Here is a 14,491-nt window from a genome sequence, read left to right on the forward strand (position 1 = left end):
AGCGTTTACATGTAAGGATTTTTCCTTACATGTAATAAAGTAAAAAATTATATGGATTAAAGATTGGCTATTCTTATAGGTTGATATCTATAGTTTTTATCTTGAAAATGGCTGTTGCAAGCTAAACAATGCCATTGTCCATTTTTTTTATTTTGCAACCGAATAAGTTTCTTTTCGTTGTCGTAACAGCGTTGGCAAAATGGTCCATCTTTTTTACCATCTTCTTCTATCGTCCAATAGTAAGGCATTTCAAATTCAAGTTTGGCTTGTAATGCCAATTTTGCTTTGAGTTCTTTTTTCTCGTTTTCACTTTCAAGAAGGGCATCTTTAATATCTGCCATTTGCAGTTTGACATCAGCAAGAGAGGTAATAAGTTCCGCTAGTTTTAAATCAAGCTCTGCTTTTTGCAGAGACCCTGAACTCTCTTTTATAAGTTTTGCTATGTTAATTGCAGTTTTAACACTACTAACGGCTGTGGATATAGTTGCTATATCAAACATAAAAAATCCCCTTTTAACTTTTTTGTCAGCCCACTCTCAATAATCTCTTCCATTCTTCAATTATACAAGATTATCTCTAAATTCCCTTTTGACACACAACAAAAAATACCGTATAATAATAAAAAATATATACGACTAAAAGGAGCGGAAAATGAGCTCGAAAATAACGCTTTACACCGATGTGCAGTTGATCGAAAATATGAAACTCTATGCAAAAAAGCACAACACATCCGTTTCTAAAATGGTTACGCAATTTTTTGAGTCTATTTTGAAAAAAGAGGAAAAAACGATGCCATCGTCTAAAACGTCACAGCTTCGAGGTGTTTTAAAAGGGGCTGGGGAAGATGAGTATTTGGCGCACTTAGAGAAGAAATACTTATGAGAGTTTTACTCGATACAAACGTTGTTTTAGACCTACTTTTAGACCGCGAACCTTTTAGTGAACTCGCACAAGCGATCTTTTTAAACGTAGAATCAAAACACGTGGAAGGCTTTTTATGCCCCACGACACTGACTACGCTTTACTATCTTTTAGGTAAACACCTTGATAAAAAACAATGCAATCAAACGATGGAAAATCTGCTGGCTTTGTTTGAAACAACCCACCTCACTAAGCCCGTTTTGGTCGATAGTGTGCGAAGTGTTGGGAGCGACTTTGAAGACAGCGTGATTTACACCAGTGCAAAACACACCAAGATAGACGTCATCGTCACGCGCGACACAACAGGCTTTAAAAACTCAGCCATCAAAGTGATGTCGCCTCAAGAGTTTTTGATCTTTGTCGATGCAAACTCGTAATAACATTCTATTACCTCTGCGAAATCCCCACAAATTGGCTCAAAATTCTTCCCAAGCTTTCCTCTTCGATCGGGGTGTCGTAGGTGGCGATGATTTCTCTGGGGGCTACGATGGCACCGAGTTTGGAAAATTGCGTGCGCATCGCGTTGCACACGTCGTTACCGCCGCTTCCCGAATGCGTGGCGAGTTGAACGTATTTGAGCGCAAAGAGTTCGCGAAAACTCTCGCCGCTTCGAGAGAGCCATGCGATGATGTTGGTTAAAACGGGCGGGATGGAGTAGTTGTATTCGGGTGCGACGATAATGTAGCCGGTCGCTTTTTTCATCGTTTCGGATAGAGTAAGGACGGCACTTGGAATCCCATGAGCGGCTTCTTTGTCGGTGTCGTACATCGTAACGTTCAAATCGACCACGTTAATGATTTCGCTTTTGAGGTGCATCGCTTCTAGCGTTTGTCGGATTTTGCGTGCTAAGTTCATATTTTCATTTAAACTTGCGACTAAAATGGTGTACATGTTCAATCCTTCTTTGTAAAATAGAATACGAACATTGTACTCCCGCTAGGTCATGGCGCAACTAAACTTTGTGCGTAATCGTTTTTTTAAAGGTTTCTTTTAGCGGTTTTGCCTTTCATTGACGTCTCTTTGACGAAGGATTTCCGCCGTTTCTGTATCGATGACACTCATACCGATGGGTGCTAACGAGATGATCGCAAGCTTTACATGCTGGATAGCAAAAGGAATGCCGATGATTGTAATCGCACACGCAAACGCGGACATGATGTGACCGATAGCCAGCCAAAAACCCGCAAAAATAAACCAAAGTACATTGCCGATAAGCCCCCACGTTCCGGTTCCGATATCCTCTTTTTGATGGAGCGTTTTACGGCTGATCGCCTCTTTGCCGAAGGGGAAAAAGGTAAACTGAGCGATGACGAAGCAGGCTTTCGCCCACGGTATACCCACGATGCTCACGAGTGCGAAAAGTCCGAAAAAACACCATGCCAGTCCCATAAAAACGCCGCCGAATAAAAACCAGATGATATTGCCTAAAAGTCGCATAGGATTGCCTTTTGTTTTTGCGTATTGTAGCAAAACTAAAACTTAACATGTCGGTACGTTTTTTCGCGTCGATCTGGGGTATAATGCCTTTTTGCATAAAGGATTTCACGTGATTTTCGCAGTTGATTTTTCGATTATGGCGCTTTTTCTTCCTACCTTCTTTTTTGTCTCCGTAACGCCCGGGATGTGCATGACGCTCGCGATGAGCCTTGGTATGAGCATCGGTCTGAAACGCACGTTTTACATGATGGCGGGTGAGCTCATCGGTGTGGCGATTGTTGCACTCTCTTCGGTTATCGGCGTTGCGGCGATCATGATCAACCATCCTGATATTTTTACGATTTTTAAGTACGCAGGCGGGCTTTACCTTGGCTATTTGGGCGTGCAACTCTGGCTGAATCGCGGTAAAATGGCGCTCTCAGAAATGCACTGTACGCCGAACATTTCCGCGTTTTCGCTTGCGACGCAAGGTTTTATCACCGCCATCGCCAACCCCAAAGGCTGGGCGTTTTTCATCGCACTTTTACCGCCGTTTATCAACCAAACCAAACCGCTGATACCGCAAGTATCGGTGCTTTTGGCGATTATCTTGGTCTTGGAATTTATCTGTTTGATTATCTACGCAAGCGGCGGTTCTACGATGCGGAAGTTTTTACAAAAGAGCAACAACGTCAGGCTGATGAACCGCGTTGCGGGGACGTTGATGTTCGGCGTGGGCGTGTGGTTGGCGTTTGGTTAAGAGCGAAGTAAGGTGAAAGTGTGTGTCGAATTGACAATAAACTTCTTGCAAAACGCATTTTGCAAGAAGAAAACGCACTCTTTAGAGCTTTGCTTTAAAGACGTGCCAAGAGTTCTGCAAGAACTCTAATGAGGGTTTGTTTCAATGAGATGCGTGCGTATGAAAATACGGAGTATCGGCTATAATAAAGTTTTTATTATTTCATCAACATAAAGGGCGAGCATGCAAAGTTCCTCTTCCGAAGACGCAAAAGCGTTCAATACCTTAAAAATCCTTTGGTTTACGATGTTAAATGCCCTTTTCGTGTACGGGGCGATTTGCTATTTTCTGATGGCGTACACCGCCTACAAACCGCGTTATACGCCCAAAGTTTTGCACACGCCCGTCTTTTTAGGATTGACGTGGCTTACGGTGATTTATGCTCTTTCCGTGACGGTTTTGGCAATCGGCATGCTACACTTCAACCGTGTTTATAAAGCGTTGGTTGCTTCCATGAAAACACAAACGTTTGAGAGTGAAGAAGCGGCATCGGCGTTTTTTAGAAAAGTCTATACGACGCAGATGTTCGTACACTTGGCAATTTTTGACGCCGTCGCGATTGTAGGGCTCGTCGTTTTTATGCTGACGCTCGATTTTTCGACCTTGGTCAATCTTCTCATCATCGCTTCGGTCGGTTTTTTCTTCGTGATGCCCAGCCAAGCCAAATTTGCCTACCGTTAAACCAAACGCCGCTATACTACGTTTTTCAGGTACGAAGGTGCGCGATACGCTTTAGTTGATAATCGACCATTGCGTGAAAAGGCGTTAGAAATGCTTCACGTTGTGCAGGCGCGATCGTTTCGATTTGCCATTGCGTCAAAAGCTCCAAAACCCTTAACACGGACTCGATCGTCGAGAGGCAATAGGGCGAGGGTTGCTCTTTGATCTTAAACTCTGAACGCTTCGTGGTATCAAAACTGATGTGCGAAAGCCCATGTAAATTTTGGCTCTCACGCATCATTTTGAGTGAGCATGCCCACGTCGAATCGATGAGAAAAATCGCCAAGAGTTTCTTTACATGTAAAGATTTTGTAGCGAGCGGATTTTGACGGTTGAGGTTGATCGCGTGCTCGGAGGGGTAAAGAATAAAACTCTCATGCATCGCTATAATGTCGTTAATGCGAGCATTGTCGCTAAAATCGATACCGATAAACAGCTCGGAATTGGGCAACGAGAGATGCGTGAGTCGTCCCGTGCCGTTTTTAGTTTTTTTAAACTCTTTGGGATGCATCAAAATAACGAACTTGGTTTGCGTCTCAATCGCACGAACGTAAGCGCACATACACGAACTTTTCGGTCGGTAACAGCGGTAACACTGCTCCCGATCTCCCTCAATCGTCGACATCGGCTTAAATCCTTACATTAATATGTATACCAATGATACACAATGAAGCCAAACGGCTCGTTTAAGCCTTTGAAAGAAAAATGTTTTCGCGCTCCTTTCCATCATTTTGTGTGACATGTAACACTCTTTTTTTTGATTAAACTCTTTTGAAACTATCTCACATTAAATCTCACGATTAATCATTAGAATTAAGTTAGAAATAAAAAACACTATTTCAAAAGGAGTATTACAATGAGTAGTAAAGAGACGATGTCTCGAAGAGACGCTTTAAAATTCGGAGCTTTGAGTACGGCAGGTTTGGCGATGTTAAGCGCAAGTAACGCCATGGCGGCGGCTCCCACCGAAAAAGACGTTAAATTTGACGAAGAGTACGACGTGATCGTTATCGGTACGGGATTTGCGGGGCTTGCGGCGGCGGCTAAAGCGGCGGAACGCGGCTACAAAGTCTTGATTCTTGAAAAAATGGGACGTATAGGCGGCAACTCCGTCATCAACGGCGGCGGTATGGCGGTTCCCAACAGTACGTGGCAAAAAAAATACGGTATCGAAGATTCGGGCGAGCTCTTCATCAAAGATTGTCTTAAAGCAGGACTTGGCATCAACCACGTCGAATTACTTGAGACCATCGTCAAACGCGCTCAAGACGCCCTTGATTTTTCCATCAAATGCGGTGCGAAATGGCAAGACGTGAAACCCGCATGGTTTGGCGGACACTCTGCTCCAAGATCGCTTGTCACGGATAATATGAGCGGTTCGGGCATTATTAAACCGATGCACGAATTTGTCGAAAAACTGCCCGGTTGTAAAATCATGACGCGTACGAAAATGGACGATTTCGTCATGAGTGCGGACGGCACGAGCGTCGTGGGCGTCACGGCACGTATTAACTACCGCTTCGATAACAAACTCTTCAGCGACGACATCGAAAACAAAACCGGCGAGAAAAAAGTTTACAAAGCCAAAAAAGGCGTCGTACTTGCCAGCGGCGGTTTTTCAATGGATAAAATGTTCCGAAAATTGCAAGACCCTCGTATCACGCCCGATCAAGACGCGACCAACCATGACGGCGCGACCGCAGGCGCGCTTTTAAAAGCCTTTCAAATCGGTGCGATGCCCGTACATATCGACTGGATTCAACAAGGACCGTGGGCAAGTCCGGATGAGAGAGGTTTCGGCGTTGCACCGCTTCTCACCCAACAAGGACTCTTTAAACTCGGCGTTGCGGTCGACGTGCGAAACGGAAAACGTTTTATGAACGAAATGGCGGATCGCAAAACCAGAGCAGATGCCGAATACGTCATCTTACGAGAAGACCCCAAAGCCTATCCCGTTACGATCGGAACGTACAATACCTTTGAAGAGCAAGTTTATCCGATTATAGAAAAAGGCTTAACCGGAGGCGTGATGAAAAAGTTCGATACGCTTGACGCCTTGGCGGCAAACTATAAAATTCCGGCGGATGCGCTCAAAGAAACCATCAAAAAATATAACGAAGATGCTAAAAACGGCGTTGAAGATCAGTTTAAAAAACAAACCCTCAAAGATATGAAAGGCAAAGAAGCGATCGAGATGAAAGGACCTTTCTATGCGATTCGTTTGATGCCCAAACCTCACCACACGATGGGCGGTTTACAAATCAATACCAAAGCGCAAGTCATTTCCGGCAATACGGGTAAACCGATCCCCGGCTTATTTGCCGCGGGTGAAGTCACGGGCGGAACGCACGGTGCGAGCCGCTTAGGAACGGTTGCGGTGACCGATTGTCTTACGTTCGGTTTGATTGCGGGAGAGAACATCTAGCCATGCGTAGTAGAAAAACTCTTTTCACCGTAGGGTTTTTTGTTATTTTGAGTGCGGTGAGTTTTTTAATCGCCGGTGAAGGGTCGCCGCCTGCGGCTTCCCCTCACGTCACGATGACGCCCGAGCTCAAAGAAAAATACCCTATCAAGGCACACCATGCGAAGCTTTCGCTTAGGTGTACCGATTGTCATGAAAAACAAGGCGATAACCCCGAAGATTTCAAGGCGATCGGCGATGAAGGTTGTCTTTCGTGCCACAAAACGAAGCAGTATTTGGCGGACAGACTTAAATTTATGGATGCCTTACATGTCAATCCGCACAACTCGATTCACGACGGGCCGAAACTCTATTGCGACGAATGCCACAACGAGCATAAACCCTCGGACAACATGTGCTTGAGTTGCCATAGTAACGACGTGAAAATTTGGATGAGGAAAACGCCATGATGAAAAAACTAGCTCTCATCTTCAAAAGTAAACTTCTCTGGATAACGCTAGGGGGTGCATTGATCGGCGTGTTGTTCTCTTTGGGCGTTTACGAGGGCTTGCACCGAACCAGCGACGATCGTTTTTGTATCGTGTGCCACGAAATGAAACCGATGGTTGCGGCGTATCGTAACGACGTTCACGGCGGTGCCGGTAAAAGCGGCATCAAAGTAACGTGCGTGACATGTCACTTACCGCAAGACAACGTGTTGGGCTATATTTTCACGAAAGCGAAAAACGGCGTCGTGGAGGGAGCGATTCACTTCTTCGGAAACGTCGATGCGATTGATTGGTACGCCAATCGTGCCGCTAAAGATCGTTTCGTTAAAGACGAAGGGTGTATTCATTGCCACGTCAATTACCGAGACAATACGCACATCAGTGAAAAAGGTCGCTCGATGCATGCGCATTATGCGAGTTTAAAAAACACGGATCAGTCCATAGGTTGTGCCTCTTGTCACGCGGAAATCGGGCATCAAGGGTTACGAAGTATGCTCAATTACTATCATCCGGAGTATGACTATTATAAAGGCAAATTAGACAAATATAAAGATGCGGTCGAAAAAAAATTGGCCGAAGAGATGAAATGAAAAGCGATCCGTTGAAGCGATACGTCAATGGGCAAAGTAGGAATCGTGCGTGACATGTAAGGTGTCACGCGGGTACAAAAGGAGACAACGATGAAATGGGTTAGATTATCTTTAACGGCGGCGGTGCTCTTGGGGACGACGGCGTTTGCGGGCGACTCTTTGGAAGAAGCCTTTAAAAACGCAAAGGTGACGGGCGATCTTAGATTTGTCTATACAGGCGGTAGCAAATCGGATGCGATCAACCAGACGGCTCCCGTCAACAACGTCAACGTCGGTTCGATTGCCGCCGAGTTGAAGTACGTCACGGATGACTTCAAAGGATTTAAACTCGGACTCGGTGTTCAATCGGCACACGATTTGGACTTGCAAAAAAGAGACTCTACGGGGGCTACGGACTATGCGAGCGAAGATGATGCGCGTAACTCCGTCAGTACGACCTTGCTTTCGGAAGCGTACCTTCAATACACGTTTTCCAAGTCGGACATTAAAGTGGGTCGTCAAAAAATTAAATTACCGCTTATTATGACCAGTACGGCATTCGCGCTTGAAGATTCGTTTGATGCGGCGGTCGTAACGATTAACGATCTTCCCAAAACGATGATTAAATTGCTTTATATTCAAGATTGGAAGATGCGATACGGAAGCGATGCGACCAGTTCTCCTACGCAAAAAGACGAGCATTTCGATAAAGGCATGTACTCCGTCTTTGTTAAAAATACCTCGCTGACGGGCTTAGCGTTGGACGGGCAATACCTAACGACCGATGAAAATAAAAAGCTTTGGGATGCTCCCATTTTCGTGAATGCGGGCGGGTACGATCAATATTATCTCCAAGCAGAATACAAACTTCCGATCGATTTTCCGCTCTCTTTAGCGATGACGTATGCCGGCGCGCACTACGATACTCCGAGCGTTGCGGGTAACGACGATGCGACGTTGTACGGATTTAAAGTCTCAACGGCACTCAGCGGCGTGAAGTTCAATCTTGCCTATACGACGATGGACGATGAAGCCAATTTTCCCGGAACCTTCGGACATGTTCCCGATACGATCGCGTATACCGACATGTTAACCAATAACGCTATTTTTGCGGGTGTCGACGCTTATTCGATCGAAGCGCTTTACGGTTTCGGCATTGCGGGCTTTAACTCGGGGCTTAAGTTCGCGCACTATACCCAAAGCGAAAAAGGGTATATGAACAGCGGTACGACCGGAACGATTGCAACGTCGGGCAGGGTAGGCAATCGTATGTATCTTGACGATGCCGACGAAGTGAATATCGATTTGACGTACGCCTTCAGCGGAGCGCTCAAAGGACTTTCGACGCGCCTTTGGGCAGGATACGGCACGTATGACGTTCCGGGTGAAGACAGCTTTACGTACGCCCGTTTTTACCTATCGTATAAATTCTAAAATAATATTTTTACACAAGGAGTATGATATACTTTCGTACTCCTTGGCATTATGAATGATAATGAACGTGCCGTGCATCAAAATACACTTACTGTGAAAGGAGAAAAATGAAAGTTCTTTTTCTTGAACCGGATCGAGTATTGGCGGATAATATCGATATCTTTATGAATCGATTGCGTTTAAAAATGAGCATGAAAAAGATACAAAAAGAGGAGGATGTTTTCAAAGAAGGTTTTGATCTTTTAAGCTACTCTTTGTTTATTTTAAACCTTAAAAATCCCGTCGATCCTTCTATAATGAAATTTATCAGGCAAGCGGGCAACGAAGCGCCTATCTTATTAATTTTGGAAAAAGAGACCGATCCTACCATTATGAAAACGCTCTATTATCTCTCTTACGATGATCTTATTGTCAAAGATTTCTCTCCCGATGAAATTGCATTTCGTATTTACAAGTTGTGTCATATTTGGAACGACGATGTATTTTGTTTTGCGAAAGACATCTGTTTCGATTTTAAGAATGCTTTATTTCTCTTCCATGAGAAAAAAATTTTTTTAGGGAGAAAAGAGGCGCTTTTTCTCAAATACCTTCTTGCAAAATCGCCGCATGTCGTTACGTTCGACGAAATCGAATGCTATGTGTATCTCAACGAAGTCATCAGCCAAGAAAGGGTTCGCTCGCTCGTACGGCAACTACGTGCTAAACTTTTACCGCTTCATCTTATCGAAACGGTTAAGGGTGAGGGCTATAAAATCGTCAAAACCAAAATCGAAGAAGAGTTAGACGAAGGCAGCGGAGTTGATCTTGTGAAATTTTGCTTGCCATTACTACCTTTAGGCGAATGCGGGCTCTCTTTGTTGTGAGGTTTGGCTTTCACAAGACTCAAAGTTACGTTTTCGCACTTTGAGTCTTGTTGACATGTCAAGTATCGCTCTTAGTTTGCGTGCGTAATTTCTCTGTAGAGTTTCATCGCTAATGCGACGGCTTCGCTTTTTTCATGCAGGGAAGCACTTGGAAAAAACGCGGCAAGTCCTTCGGTATGGTTGGTTTCTAAAAACTCGATCATCAGCGCATAACCGATGATAAATCCGTCTTTTTGTTCAAAATTTTCACGAAAGCGCTCTAGCAAAGTCCCTCTTGCATGTGCCCATTTAACGATAAATTTTTTGATACGCTCTTGATGCTTTTGAAGGGAATTTTGAATCTCTAAAATCTCTTTAAACGTGGTAAACGTGTTGATGATATTTAAAAAAAGACTGATGTTCGCCGATTGCATCTGCTCCGAAAAGGAGAGGTTTTTCAGCGCCAACGCGTCGATGACGTACGCTTCGATCTCTTCAAGGTCGCTTGATTGTTCGATAAAAAGCTTGAGACTCTCGGCGTTAATGTCGATGTTTTCAAACCCTTGTTTGGCAATGGTTTCCACGTAGTCGTGGATATCTCGTTTCAGTTGGCTAAATTCGTCGTCGGCAATTTCTAAAATGCTCGCAATACGTGAAAATTTTCTACGAAATTCCCGTGGAACGGCGATGTTAGATTTGTACCCGATGTCGTGTTCTATCTCCGCCCATGCGTGCTGCAAAATAGTACGTACCTGAATTTCAAATTTGAGGTCTTTGTAGTTTTGGTACTCCCGAAGCGTGGCCCGCTCGTCGCTGATGGAGCAGATGATGTGGTAAGAGAGATACCCGAAGCGGTCGGGGTCTAGCATTTTCTTTTTGTCGATGGAATTTTCTTCGTCGATTTTGAACTCTTTGGAAAGAAGCGCTACGATTTTTTCGACGTCGATTTCGAAATAACTGATGATGCGGCACCCCACGATGTCGGTAATGTCGCTTAGATTTTGGTATTTGTTTTTACCGTCGATTTTTTTGGAAAGGCTGTTTTTTTCTTTGACCCGATTTTCGATAGAGTGGTAGGAAATATGCTCTTGTCTCAGAAGCTCTTTGAGTAAAAGATGCATTTTATCGCTGAAACTTTCATAGTGTTTGAGGTCTTTTTCAAACTCGGAAATGAGGCGGTGTTTGTTGTTTTCCAAAGCGGTTCCTTATCGTCGTATTAAAGCTCTTTGGTATCGGATAATTTAGCTTCGCACACATTGTCTTGGCTAAACGATCCGCACTCTTTGACGTACTCGATGCCCCATTCGAACATTGCTTTGAGCACGGGGCGGAGTTTTTCTCCGACGGGTGTTAAGGAGTAAACGACGCGCGGAGGAATCTCGGCAAAAACGACGCGTTTGATCAATTTTTTTTCTTCCAAATCGCGCAGTTTAACCGTGAGCGTTTTTTGCGTGATGTCGCGCACTTCCTCAAAAAGGTCTTTGTAACGTTTTTCGCCTTCGAGTAAATGCCAAATAATTCCTAGTTTCCATTTGTCGTTGAAAATATCTTGGGCAATAGCGACGGAGCAGACGTACTCCTTGCCGTTAACGCGGTACATAGCATTCCTTTGGTCATCGTTTTGTTATCGGAATTATAGCATAGTATAAAATATTTATCCTTACATTACTAAAGTATCGTAAGGATATTTTAAGTGCAAGCTTTTTATACTTTTATCGTTACATGTCAAAAAAATACAGGGCGTTTGCCGAACAAAATTCGGCGTTAGCGTCATTGAGCAACGCAGAGTCTTGACAAAAATACCCTCAAAAGGAATACCGTGAAAAACGTACTCATCATCAACGGACACCAATACTATCCGCATGTCGCGGAGGGAAAACTGACGCAAATCTTTATCGATACGGCGGAGGACTTTTTAAAAAGCCGAGGCTTTAACGTGAAGCATTCCAAAGCCCAAAGTGACTACGACGCGCTTGAAGAGGTTGAAAAATTTAAGTGGGCGGATTATTTCATCATTCAATATCCGGTCTATTGGATGGGCGTTCCGTGGATGATGAAAAAGTACATCGATGAAGTCTTCTCCGCAGGTGCGAACAACGGCATTTACGCCAATGACGGACGTAGCAGAAGCGATGCGAGCAAGCGTTACGGTAGCGGCGGCTTGATGCAAGGCAAATGCTATATGCTCTCCTTGACGTATAATTGTCCCATCTCTGAGTTTAGCGACAAAGAGGGCTTTTTTGACGGCTTGAGCTTGGATGAAGCCCATATTGCGACACACAAAACATGGCAGTTTTGCGGCGCGACACCGATGAAAACGTTTTCCGTTCACGATATTTTCAAAGGCGATCTTAACATCGAAGCGGAGAAAAAACGACTGATCGAAGTGTTGAGCGAAAATTTTAAAGGATAAATCATGGAAAATGCAATGTTGAGTCTTTTACAAAATCGAAAATCAATCCGCCATTTTACGGGTGAGCGCGTGAGCGAAGAGGATTTGCAAACCATCTTCAAAACTGCGCAACGCGCTCCAACCTCTATCAACGGGCAGCAAATTAGCCTTGTTTATACGCGCAACAAAGAGAAGCTTAAAACCATCGCAGAACTTTGCGGCGGACAAGCGCATATTGCCGATGCGGACGTCTTTGTAGGTGTCGTCATCGACTTTAATCGCACGAGTGCTATCGTGGAGAGCGTGGGGCGAAAACACGTCATCGAACAGAGTGCCGAGGGCATTGTGGTAGGCGCGATTGATGCGGGCATTATGCTAGACCATCTCCAAAGTGCCGCAGGTGCGTTAGGATACGGAACAACGTGCATCGGAGCGGTACGCAAAAATTCGCCGGCGTTTACCAAGCTTTTTAACCTTCCTCAAAAAACCTTTTTAGCTTTAGGGTGTACCATCGGTGTACCGAGCGAGCGCGCTAAGGGCGCTCCTTTAAAACCGCGCGTCGCTCTCGATACGTTTGCCATGGAAGATGTGTATGACAGCGACAAAGTCAAAAAAGGCGCATTGGCATACGAGCACACGCTTAAAGCATTTCGCGATAAAACAGGCAGCGGCTCGATGCCGACCTACGCCGAGATCACAACCAATTACTATGCTGATGTTTATTACCGAAGTACCGCTAAAGACCTCGAAGCGCAAGGATTTGCGTTTAAGGATGAATAGCTTTACATGTAAAGTTTTGGTACAATAAAATTAAAAGTTTAAAGGAGGCAAGTATGAGTGAGAAAGAGCTGATTTTACAAAAATTATCTGCTTTAAAAGCTCAACTTGCACCAAACTATCACATCACATCGCTCGCCCTTTTTGGTTCTATGGCACGAGATGAAGCGACTGAAAAAAGTGATGTAGATGTACTTATTGATTTTTCGCAAACACCTGATTTATTGACATTTATTGAACTCGAAGAAAAACTCAAAATCGCACTGGGTAAAAATGTCGACTTAGTCCCCAAACGAAAACTACGAGCTGAACTCTCACAAAGTATTCTTAAAGAAGCGATTGCGGTATGAAACGCAATTATCTTTTGTATCTGGATGACATTCTTAAAAGCATTCAAAAGATTGAAACCTTCACGGCTGGCTATGACTTTGAACGCTTCAAAACCGATGATAAAACGGTGAGTGCATGTGTCCGCGAACTTGAAGTCATCGGCGAAGCCACCAAACAAATTCCCGATGAAATAGCCTCAAAATACCTTCAAATCCCTTGGTCACTTATGGCAAAAATGCGCGATAAACTCATTCACTGGTACTTTGAAATCGATGAAGAGATTGTCTGGAAAGTGATTACTGAGCAATTTCCAACACTTAAAATGCAGATAGAAGTAATGAAAAAAGAGTTAGAAGAAGATGAAAGTTTAAAAGTTTAATTCCGACCTTTTTTGTTGTTTTTTGCTATCAACTACTTTTTAGAGCTTAGTGATCACAAAAAAGCTCTTCTGTTTAACTAGCAGTTTGGGTTTAATAAATGTATTATCGAAGGAAAATAATGAATACATCGTATGAAGAAAAAACATTTGAAAATTATTTTAATGCAGAATTGGGTAATTTAAGTTCTGTCTATTTCCCTCTTGGTCAGACACAAGAAGGAGTCATAGGTGCAGATTCTGTAGCATATTCAAAAAATAGGCACCTATGGCAGATGTTCGGTTATCCTTGGTTTTGGTTTCAGCCACCTTACAGAGGTAGAGATTTACAGGATATTGCACAGGAAATGGAGCATCACACACAAGCAAGTATTCACAATATACCAAAAATAAAAACCAATTTATTATTTCAGTACAAAAGTTCTGAATATTTGATATCACCTTTGAGTGGACAATGGAGTCATTGGAAGCAACCCTATTTTAGATATAAAATATATCCAAAACAGCAAAAATTACTTGAGCATCTTGAAAGTCAGTTTGGACAACAAGCATTGGTTTTATATGCTGCCCCTGCTATTCAAAATGTGGAAGAATTAGTAGAAGCAAGTATAAAAAAACAGATAATTGAAAAAACAAACTTTCAAAAAGTGTCAAACTTGTCAGGGCATCATAAAAATACATTTATTCAAGCGGGAACAATCTCAAAAGCATTTAGTCAACCAGAAGAAATTGAAAATGTTGATTTGCTAAAAACTTTAAACAATATAGATGGTCAAGATTTTAGTTTTGACAAATTAACTTCATTTACATCAACAGTCAATGAAGTTATGAGAGAAAGCAATGAGTATAATCGTTCATTCAATTTATTGATGGAGCAGTATTCAAATCTTCAAGAATATAGAACTTTTTATGGATTAATGCAAATGAAAGTTTTTAAAGAATTAACTGGTATTCAGTGGTCAATGAGTTTTGAATATTAAGAAAAATATTTATTTTTTTGTTGAT

20 protein-coding genes are annotated in these 14,491 nt (G+C 43.3%); 14 read left to right on the forward strand and 6 right to left on the reverse strand.

The features are described 5' to 3' along the window. Positions 1 to 56 precede the first annotated feature (56 nt). Complete coding sequence (locus NL930_RS00820) at positions 57 to 500, reverse strand: hypothetical protein (protein ID WP_254377267.1); 444 nt, start codon at positions 498 to 500, stop codon at positions 57 to 59. Positions 501 to 651: 151 nt separating this feature from the next. On the opposite strand from NL930_RS00820, the gene NL930_RS00825 reads away from it, so the two are divergent. Further along, positions 652 to 882: a DUF6364 family protein gene (locus NL930_RS00825; protein WP_254377266.1), complete on the forward strand. Its 231-nt coding sequence runs from the start codon at positions 652 to 654 to the stop codon at positions 880 to 882. Further along, positions 879 to 1,298 carry a PIN domain-containing protein gene (locus NL930_RS00830; protein ID WP_254377265.1) on the forward strand — a complete coding sequence of 140 codons (420 nt, stop codon included), beginning with the start codon at positions 879 to 881 and terminating at the stop codon, positions 1,296 to 1,298. The genes NL930_RS00825 and NL930_RS00830 overlap by 4 nt, the downstream gene beginning before the upstream one ends. A gap of 10 nt (positions 1,299 to 1,308) precedes the next feature. Here the strand turns inward: NL930_RS00830 and NL930_RS00835 are convergent, their stop codons facing one another. Both NL930_RS00835 and NL930_RS00840 read right to left on the reverse strand, forming a co-directional pair. Next, positions 1,309 to 1,812 carry an NADPH-dependent FMN reductase gene (locus NL930_RS00835; protein WP_039675268.1) on the reverse strand — a complete coding sequence of 168 codons (504 nt, stop codon included), beginning with the start codon at positions 1,810 to 1,812 and terminating at the stop codon, positions 1,309 to 1,311. A 99-nt stretch (positions 1,813 to 1,911) separates the two neighbouring features. Then, complete coding sequence (locus NL930_RS00840; protein WP_041963224.1) at positions 1,912 to 2,358, reverse strand: YccF domain-containing protein; 447 nt, start codon at positions 2,356 to 2,358, stop codon at positions 1,912 to 1,914. A 109-nt stretch (positions 2,359 to 2,467) separates the two neighbouring features. On the opposite strand from NL930_RS00840, the gene NL930_RS00845 reads away from it, so the two are divergent. Both NL930_RS00845 and NL930_RS00850 read left to right on the forward strand, forming a co-directional pair. Beyond that, positions 2,468 to 3,097 carry a LysE family translocator gene (locus NL930_RS00845; RefSeq protein WP_254377264.1) on the forward strand — a complete coding sequence of 210 codons (630 nt, stop codon included), beginning with the start codon at positions 2,468 to 2,470 and terminating at the stop codon, positions 3,095 to 3,097. 222 nt (positions 3,098 to 3,319) lie between these two features. Further along, entirely contained in the window at positions 3,320 to 3,817 is a 498-nt protein-coding gene (locus NL930_RS00850) for a hypothetical protein (RefSeq protein WP_254377263.1), read from the forward strand. 25 nt (positions 3,818 to 3,842) lie between these two features. On the opposite strand, the gene NL930_RS00855 is transcribed toward NL930_RS00850, so the two are convergent. Beyond that, a complete protein-coding gene (locus NL930_RS00855) occupies positions 3,843 to 4,481 on the reverse strand; it encodes a tRNA-uridine aminocarboxypropyltransferase (protein WP_254377262.1) in 639 nt (212 codons plus the stop codon). Between the two features lie 231 nt (positions 4,482 to 4,712). On the opposite strand from NL930_RS00855, the gene NL930_RS00860 reads away from it, so the two are divergent. The 5 genes from NL930_RS00860 to NL930_RS00880 all read left to right on the forward strand — a co-directional run bounded on the left by NL930_RS00860 (position 4,713) and on the right by NL930_RS00880 (position 9,632). Beyond that, positions 4,713 to 6,281 (forward strand): flavocytochrome c, encoded by a 1,569-nt coding sequence (locus NL930_RS00860; RefSeq protein WP_254377261.1) that lies wholly within the window; start codon positions 4,713 to 4,715, stop codon positions 6,279 to 6,281. Between the two features lie 2 nt (positions 6,282 to 6,283). After that, complete coding sequence (locus tag NL930_RS00865) at positions 6,284 to 6,727, forward strand: cytochrome c3 family protein (RefSeq protein ID WP_254377260.1); 444 nt, start codon at positions 6,284 to 6,286, stop codon at positions 6,725 to 6,727. Then, entirely contained in the window at positions 6,724 to 7,356 is a 633-nt protein-coding gene (locus NL930_RS00870) for a NapC/NirT family cytochrome c (protein WP_254377259.1), read from the forward strand. The genes NL930_RS00865 and NL930_RS00870 overlap by 4 nt, the downstream gene beginning before the upstream one ends. A 90-nt stretch (positions 7,357 to 7,446) precedes the next feature. Then, positions 7,447 to 8,769 carry an OprD family outer membrane porin gene (locus NL930_RS00875; protein ID WP_254377258.1) on the forward strand — a complete coding sequence of 441 codons (1,323 nt, stop codon included), beginning with the start codon at positions 7,447 to 7,449 and terminating at the stop codon, positions 8,767 to 8,769. A gap of 107 nt (positions 8,770 to 8,876) precedes the next feature. Beyond that, positions 8,877 to 9,632 (forward strand): winged helix-turn-helix domain-containing protein, encoded by a 756-nt coding sequence (locus NL930_RS00880; protein ID WP_254377257.1) that lies wholly within the window; start codon positions 8,877 to 8,879, stop codon positions 9,630 to 9,632. Between the two features lie 71 nt (positions 9,633 to 9,703). Here NL930_RS00880 and NL930_RS00885 read toward each other — a convergent pair whose 3' ends face one another. Both NL930_RS00885 and NL930_RS00890 read right to left on the reverse strand, forming a co-directional pair. Continuing rightward, positions 9,704 to 10,807, reverse strand: a complete 1,104-nt coding sequence (locus NL930_RS00885; protein WP_254377256.1) for a GTP pyrophosphokinase family protein — start codon at positions 10,805 to 10,807, stop codon at positions 9,704 to 9,706. 20 nt (positions 10,808 to 10,827) lie between these two features. Then, positions 10,828 to 11,211 carry a helix-turn-helix domain-containing protein gene (locus NL930_RS00890; RefSeq protein ID WP_041963232.1) on the reverse strand — a complete coding sequence of 128 codons (384 nt, stop codon included), beginning with the start codon at positions 11,209 to 11,211 and terminating at the stop codon, positions 10,828 to 10,830. A gap of 219 nt (positions 11,212 to 11,430) precedes the next feature. Between NL930_RS00890 and NL930_RS00895 the strand changes: the two genes are divergently transcribed. The 5 genes from NL930_RS00895 to NL930_RS00915 all read left to right on the forward strand — a co-directional run bounded on the left by NL930_RS00895 (position 11,431) and on the right by NL930_RS00915 (position 14,466). Further along, positions 11,431 to 12,024 carry an NAD(P)H-dependent oxidoreductase gene (locus NL930_RS00895; protein WP_254377255.1) on the forward strand — a complete coding sequence of 198 codons (594 nt, stop codon included), beginning with the start codon at positions 11,431 to 11,433 and terminating at the stop codon, positions 12,022 to 12,024. A gap of 3 nt (positions 12,025 to 12,027) precedes the next feature. Further along, positions 12,028 to 12,783, forward strand: coding sequence for a nitroreductase family protein (locus NL930_RS00900; protein WP_254377254.1), 756 nt, complete (start codon positions 12,028 to 12,030; stop codon positions 12,781 to 12,783). A 29-nt stretch (positions 12,784 to 12,812) separates the two neighbouring features. After that, on the forward strand, positions 12,813 to 13,130 hold the full coding sequence (locus NL930_RS00905; RefSeq protein WP_373028066.1) for a nucleotidyltransferase family protein: 318 nt from the start codon (positions 12,813 to 12,815) through the stop codon (positions 13,128 to 13,130). Beyond that, on the forward strand, positions 13,127 to 13,489 hold the full coding sequence (locus tag NL930_RS00910; protein WP_254377252.1) for a DUF86 domain-containing protein: 363 nt from the start codon (positions 13,127 to 13,129) through the stop codon (positions 13,487 to 13,489). Before NL930_RS00905 ends, NL930_RS00910 begins: the two co-directional genes overlap by 4 nt. A 119-nt stretch (positions 13,490 to 13,608) precedes the next feature. After that, complete coding sequence (locus tag NL930_RS00915) at positions 13,609 to 14,466, forward strand: hypothetical protein (RefSeq protein ID WP_254377251.1); 858 nt, start codon at positions 13,609 to 13,611, stop codon at positions 14,464 to 14,466. Positions 14,467 to 14,491 lie beyond the last annotated feature (25 nt).

This window comes from Sulfurospirillum sp. hDNRA2, from assembly GCF_024206095.2.
Lineage (GTDB): Bacteria > Campylobacterota > Campylobacteria > Campylobacterales > Sulfurospirillaceae > Sulfurospirillum.

Coding starts and splice junctions, on each gene's coding strand:
- NL930_RS00820 (WP_254377267.1), bottom strand. CDS start 500: ATGTTTGATATAGCAACTATATCCACAGCCGTTAGTAGTGTTAAAACT.
- NL930_RS00825 (WP_254377266.1), top strand. CDS start 652: ATGAGCTCGAAAATAACGCTTTACACCGATGTGCAGTTGATCGAAAAT.
- NL930_RS00830 (WP_254377265.1), top strand. CDS start 879: ATGAGAGTTTTACTCGATACAAACGTTGTTTTAGACCTACTTTTAGAC.
- NL930_RS00835 (WP_039675268.1), bottom strand. CDS start 1,812: ATGTACACCATTTTAGTCGCAAGTTTAAATGAAAATATGAACTTAGCA.
- NL930_RS00840 (WP_041963224.1), bottom strand. CDS start 2,358: ATGCGACTTTTAGGCAATATCATCTGGTTTTTATTCGGCGGCGTTTTT.
- NL930_RS00850 (WP_254377263.1), top strand. CDS start 3,320: ATGCAAAGTTCCTCTTCCGAAGACGCAAAAGCGTTCAATACCTTAAAA.
- NL930_RS00855 (WP_254377262.1), bottom strand. CDS start 4,481: ATGTCGACGATTGAGGGAGATCGGGAGCAGTGTTACCGCTGTTACCGA.
- NL930_RS00860 (WP_254377261.1), top strand. CDS start 4,713: ATGAGTAGTAAAGAGACGATGTCTCGAAGAGACGCTTTAAAATTCGGA.
- NL930_RS00865 (WP_254377260.1), top strand. CDS start 6,284: ATGCGTAGTAGAAAAACTCTTTTCACCGTAGGGTTTTTTGTTATTTTG.
- NL930_RS00870 (WP_254377259.1), top strand. CDS start 6,724: ATGATGAAAAAACTAGCTCTCATCTTCAAAAGTAAACTTCTCTGGATA.
- NL930_RS00875 (WP_254377258.1), top strand. CDS start 7,447: ATGAAATGGGTTAGATTATCTTTAACGGCGGCGGTGCTCTTGGGGACG.
- NL930_RS00880 (WP_254377257.1), top strand. CDS start 8,877: ATGAAAGTTCTTTTTCTTGAACCGGATCGAGTATTGGCGGATAATATC.
- NL930_RS00890 (WP_041963232.1), bottom strand. CDS start 11,211: ATGTACCGCGTTAACGGCAAGGAGTACGTCTGCTCCGTCGCTATTGCC.
- NL930_RS00900 (WP_254377254.1), top strand. CDS start 12,028: ATGGAAAATGCAATGTTGAGTCTTTTACAAAATCGAAAATCAATCCGC.
- NL930_RS00910 (WP_254377252.1), top strand. CDS start 13,127: ATGAAACGCAATTATCTTTTGTATCTGGATGACATTCTTAAAAGCATT.
- NL930_RS00915 (WP_254377251.1), top strand. CDS start 13,609: ATGAATACATCGTATGAAGAAAAAACATTTGAAAATTATTTTAATGCA.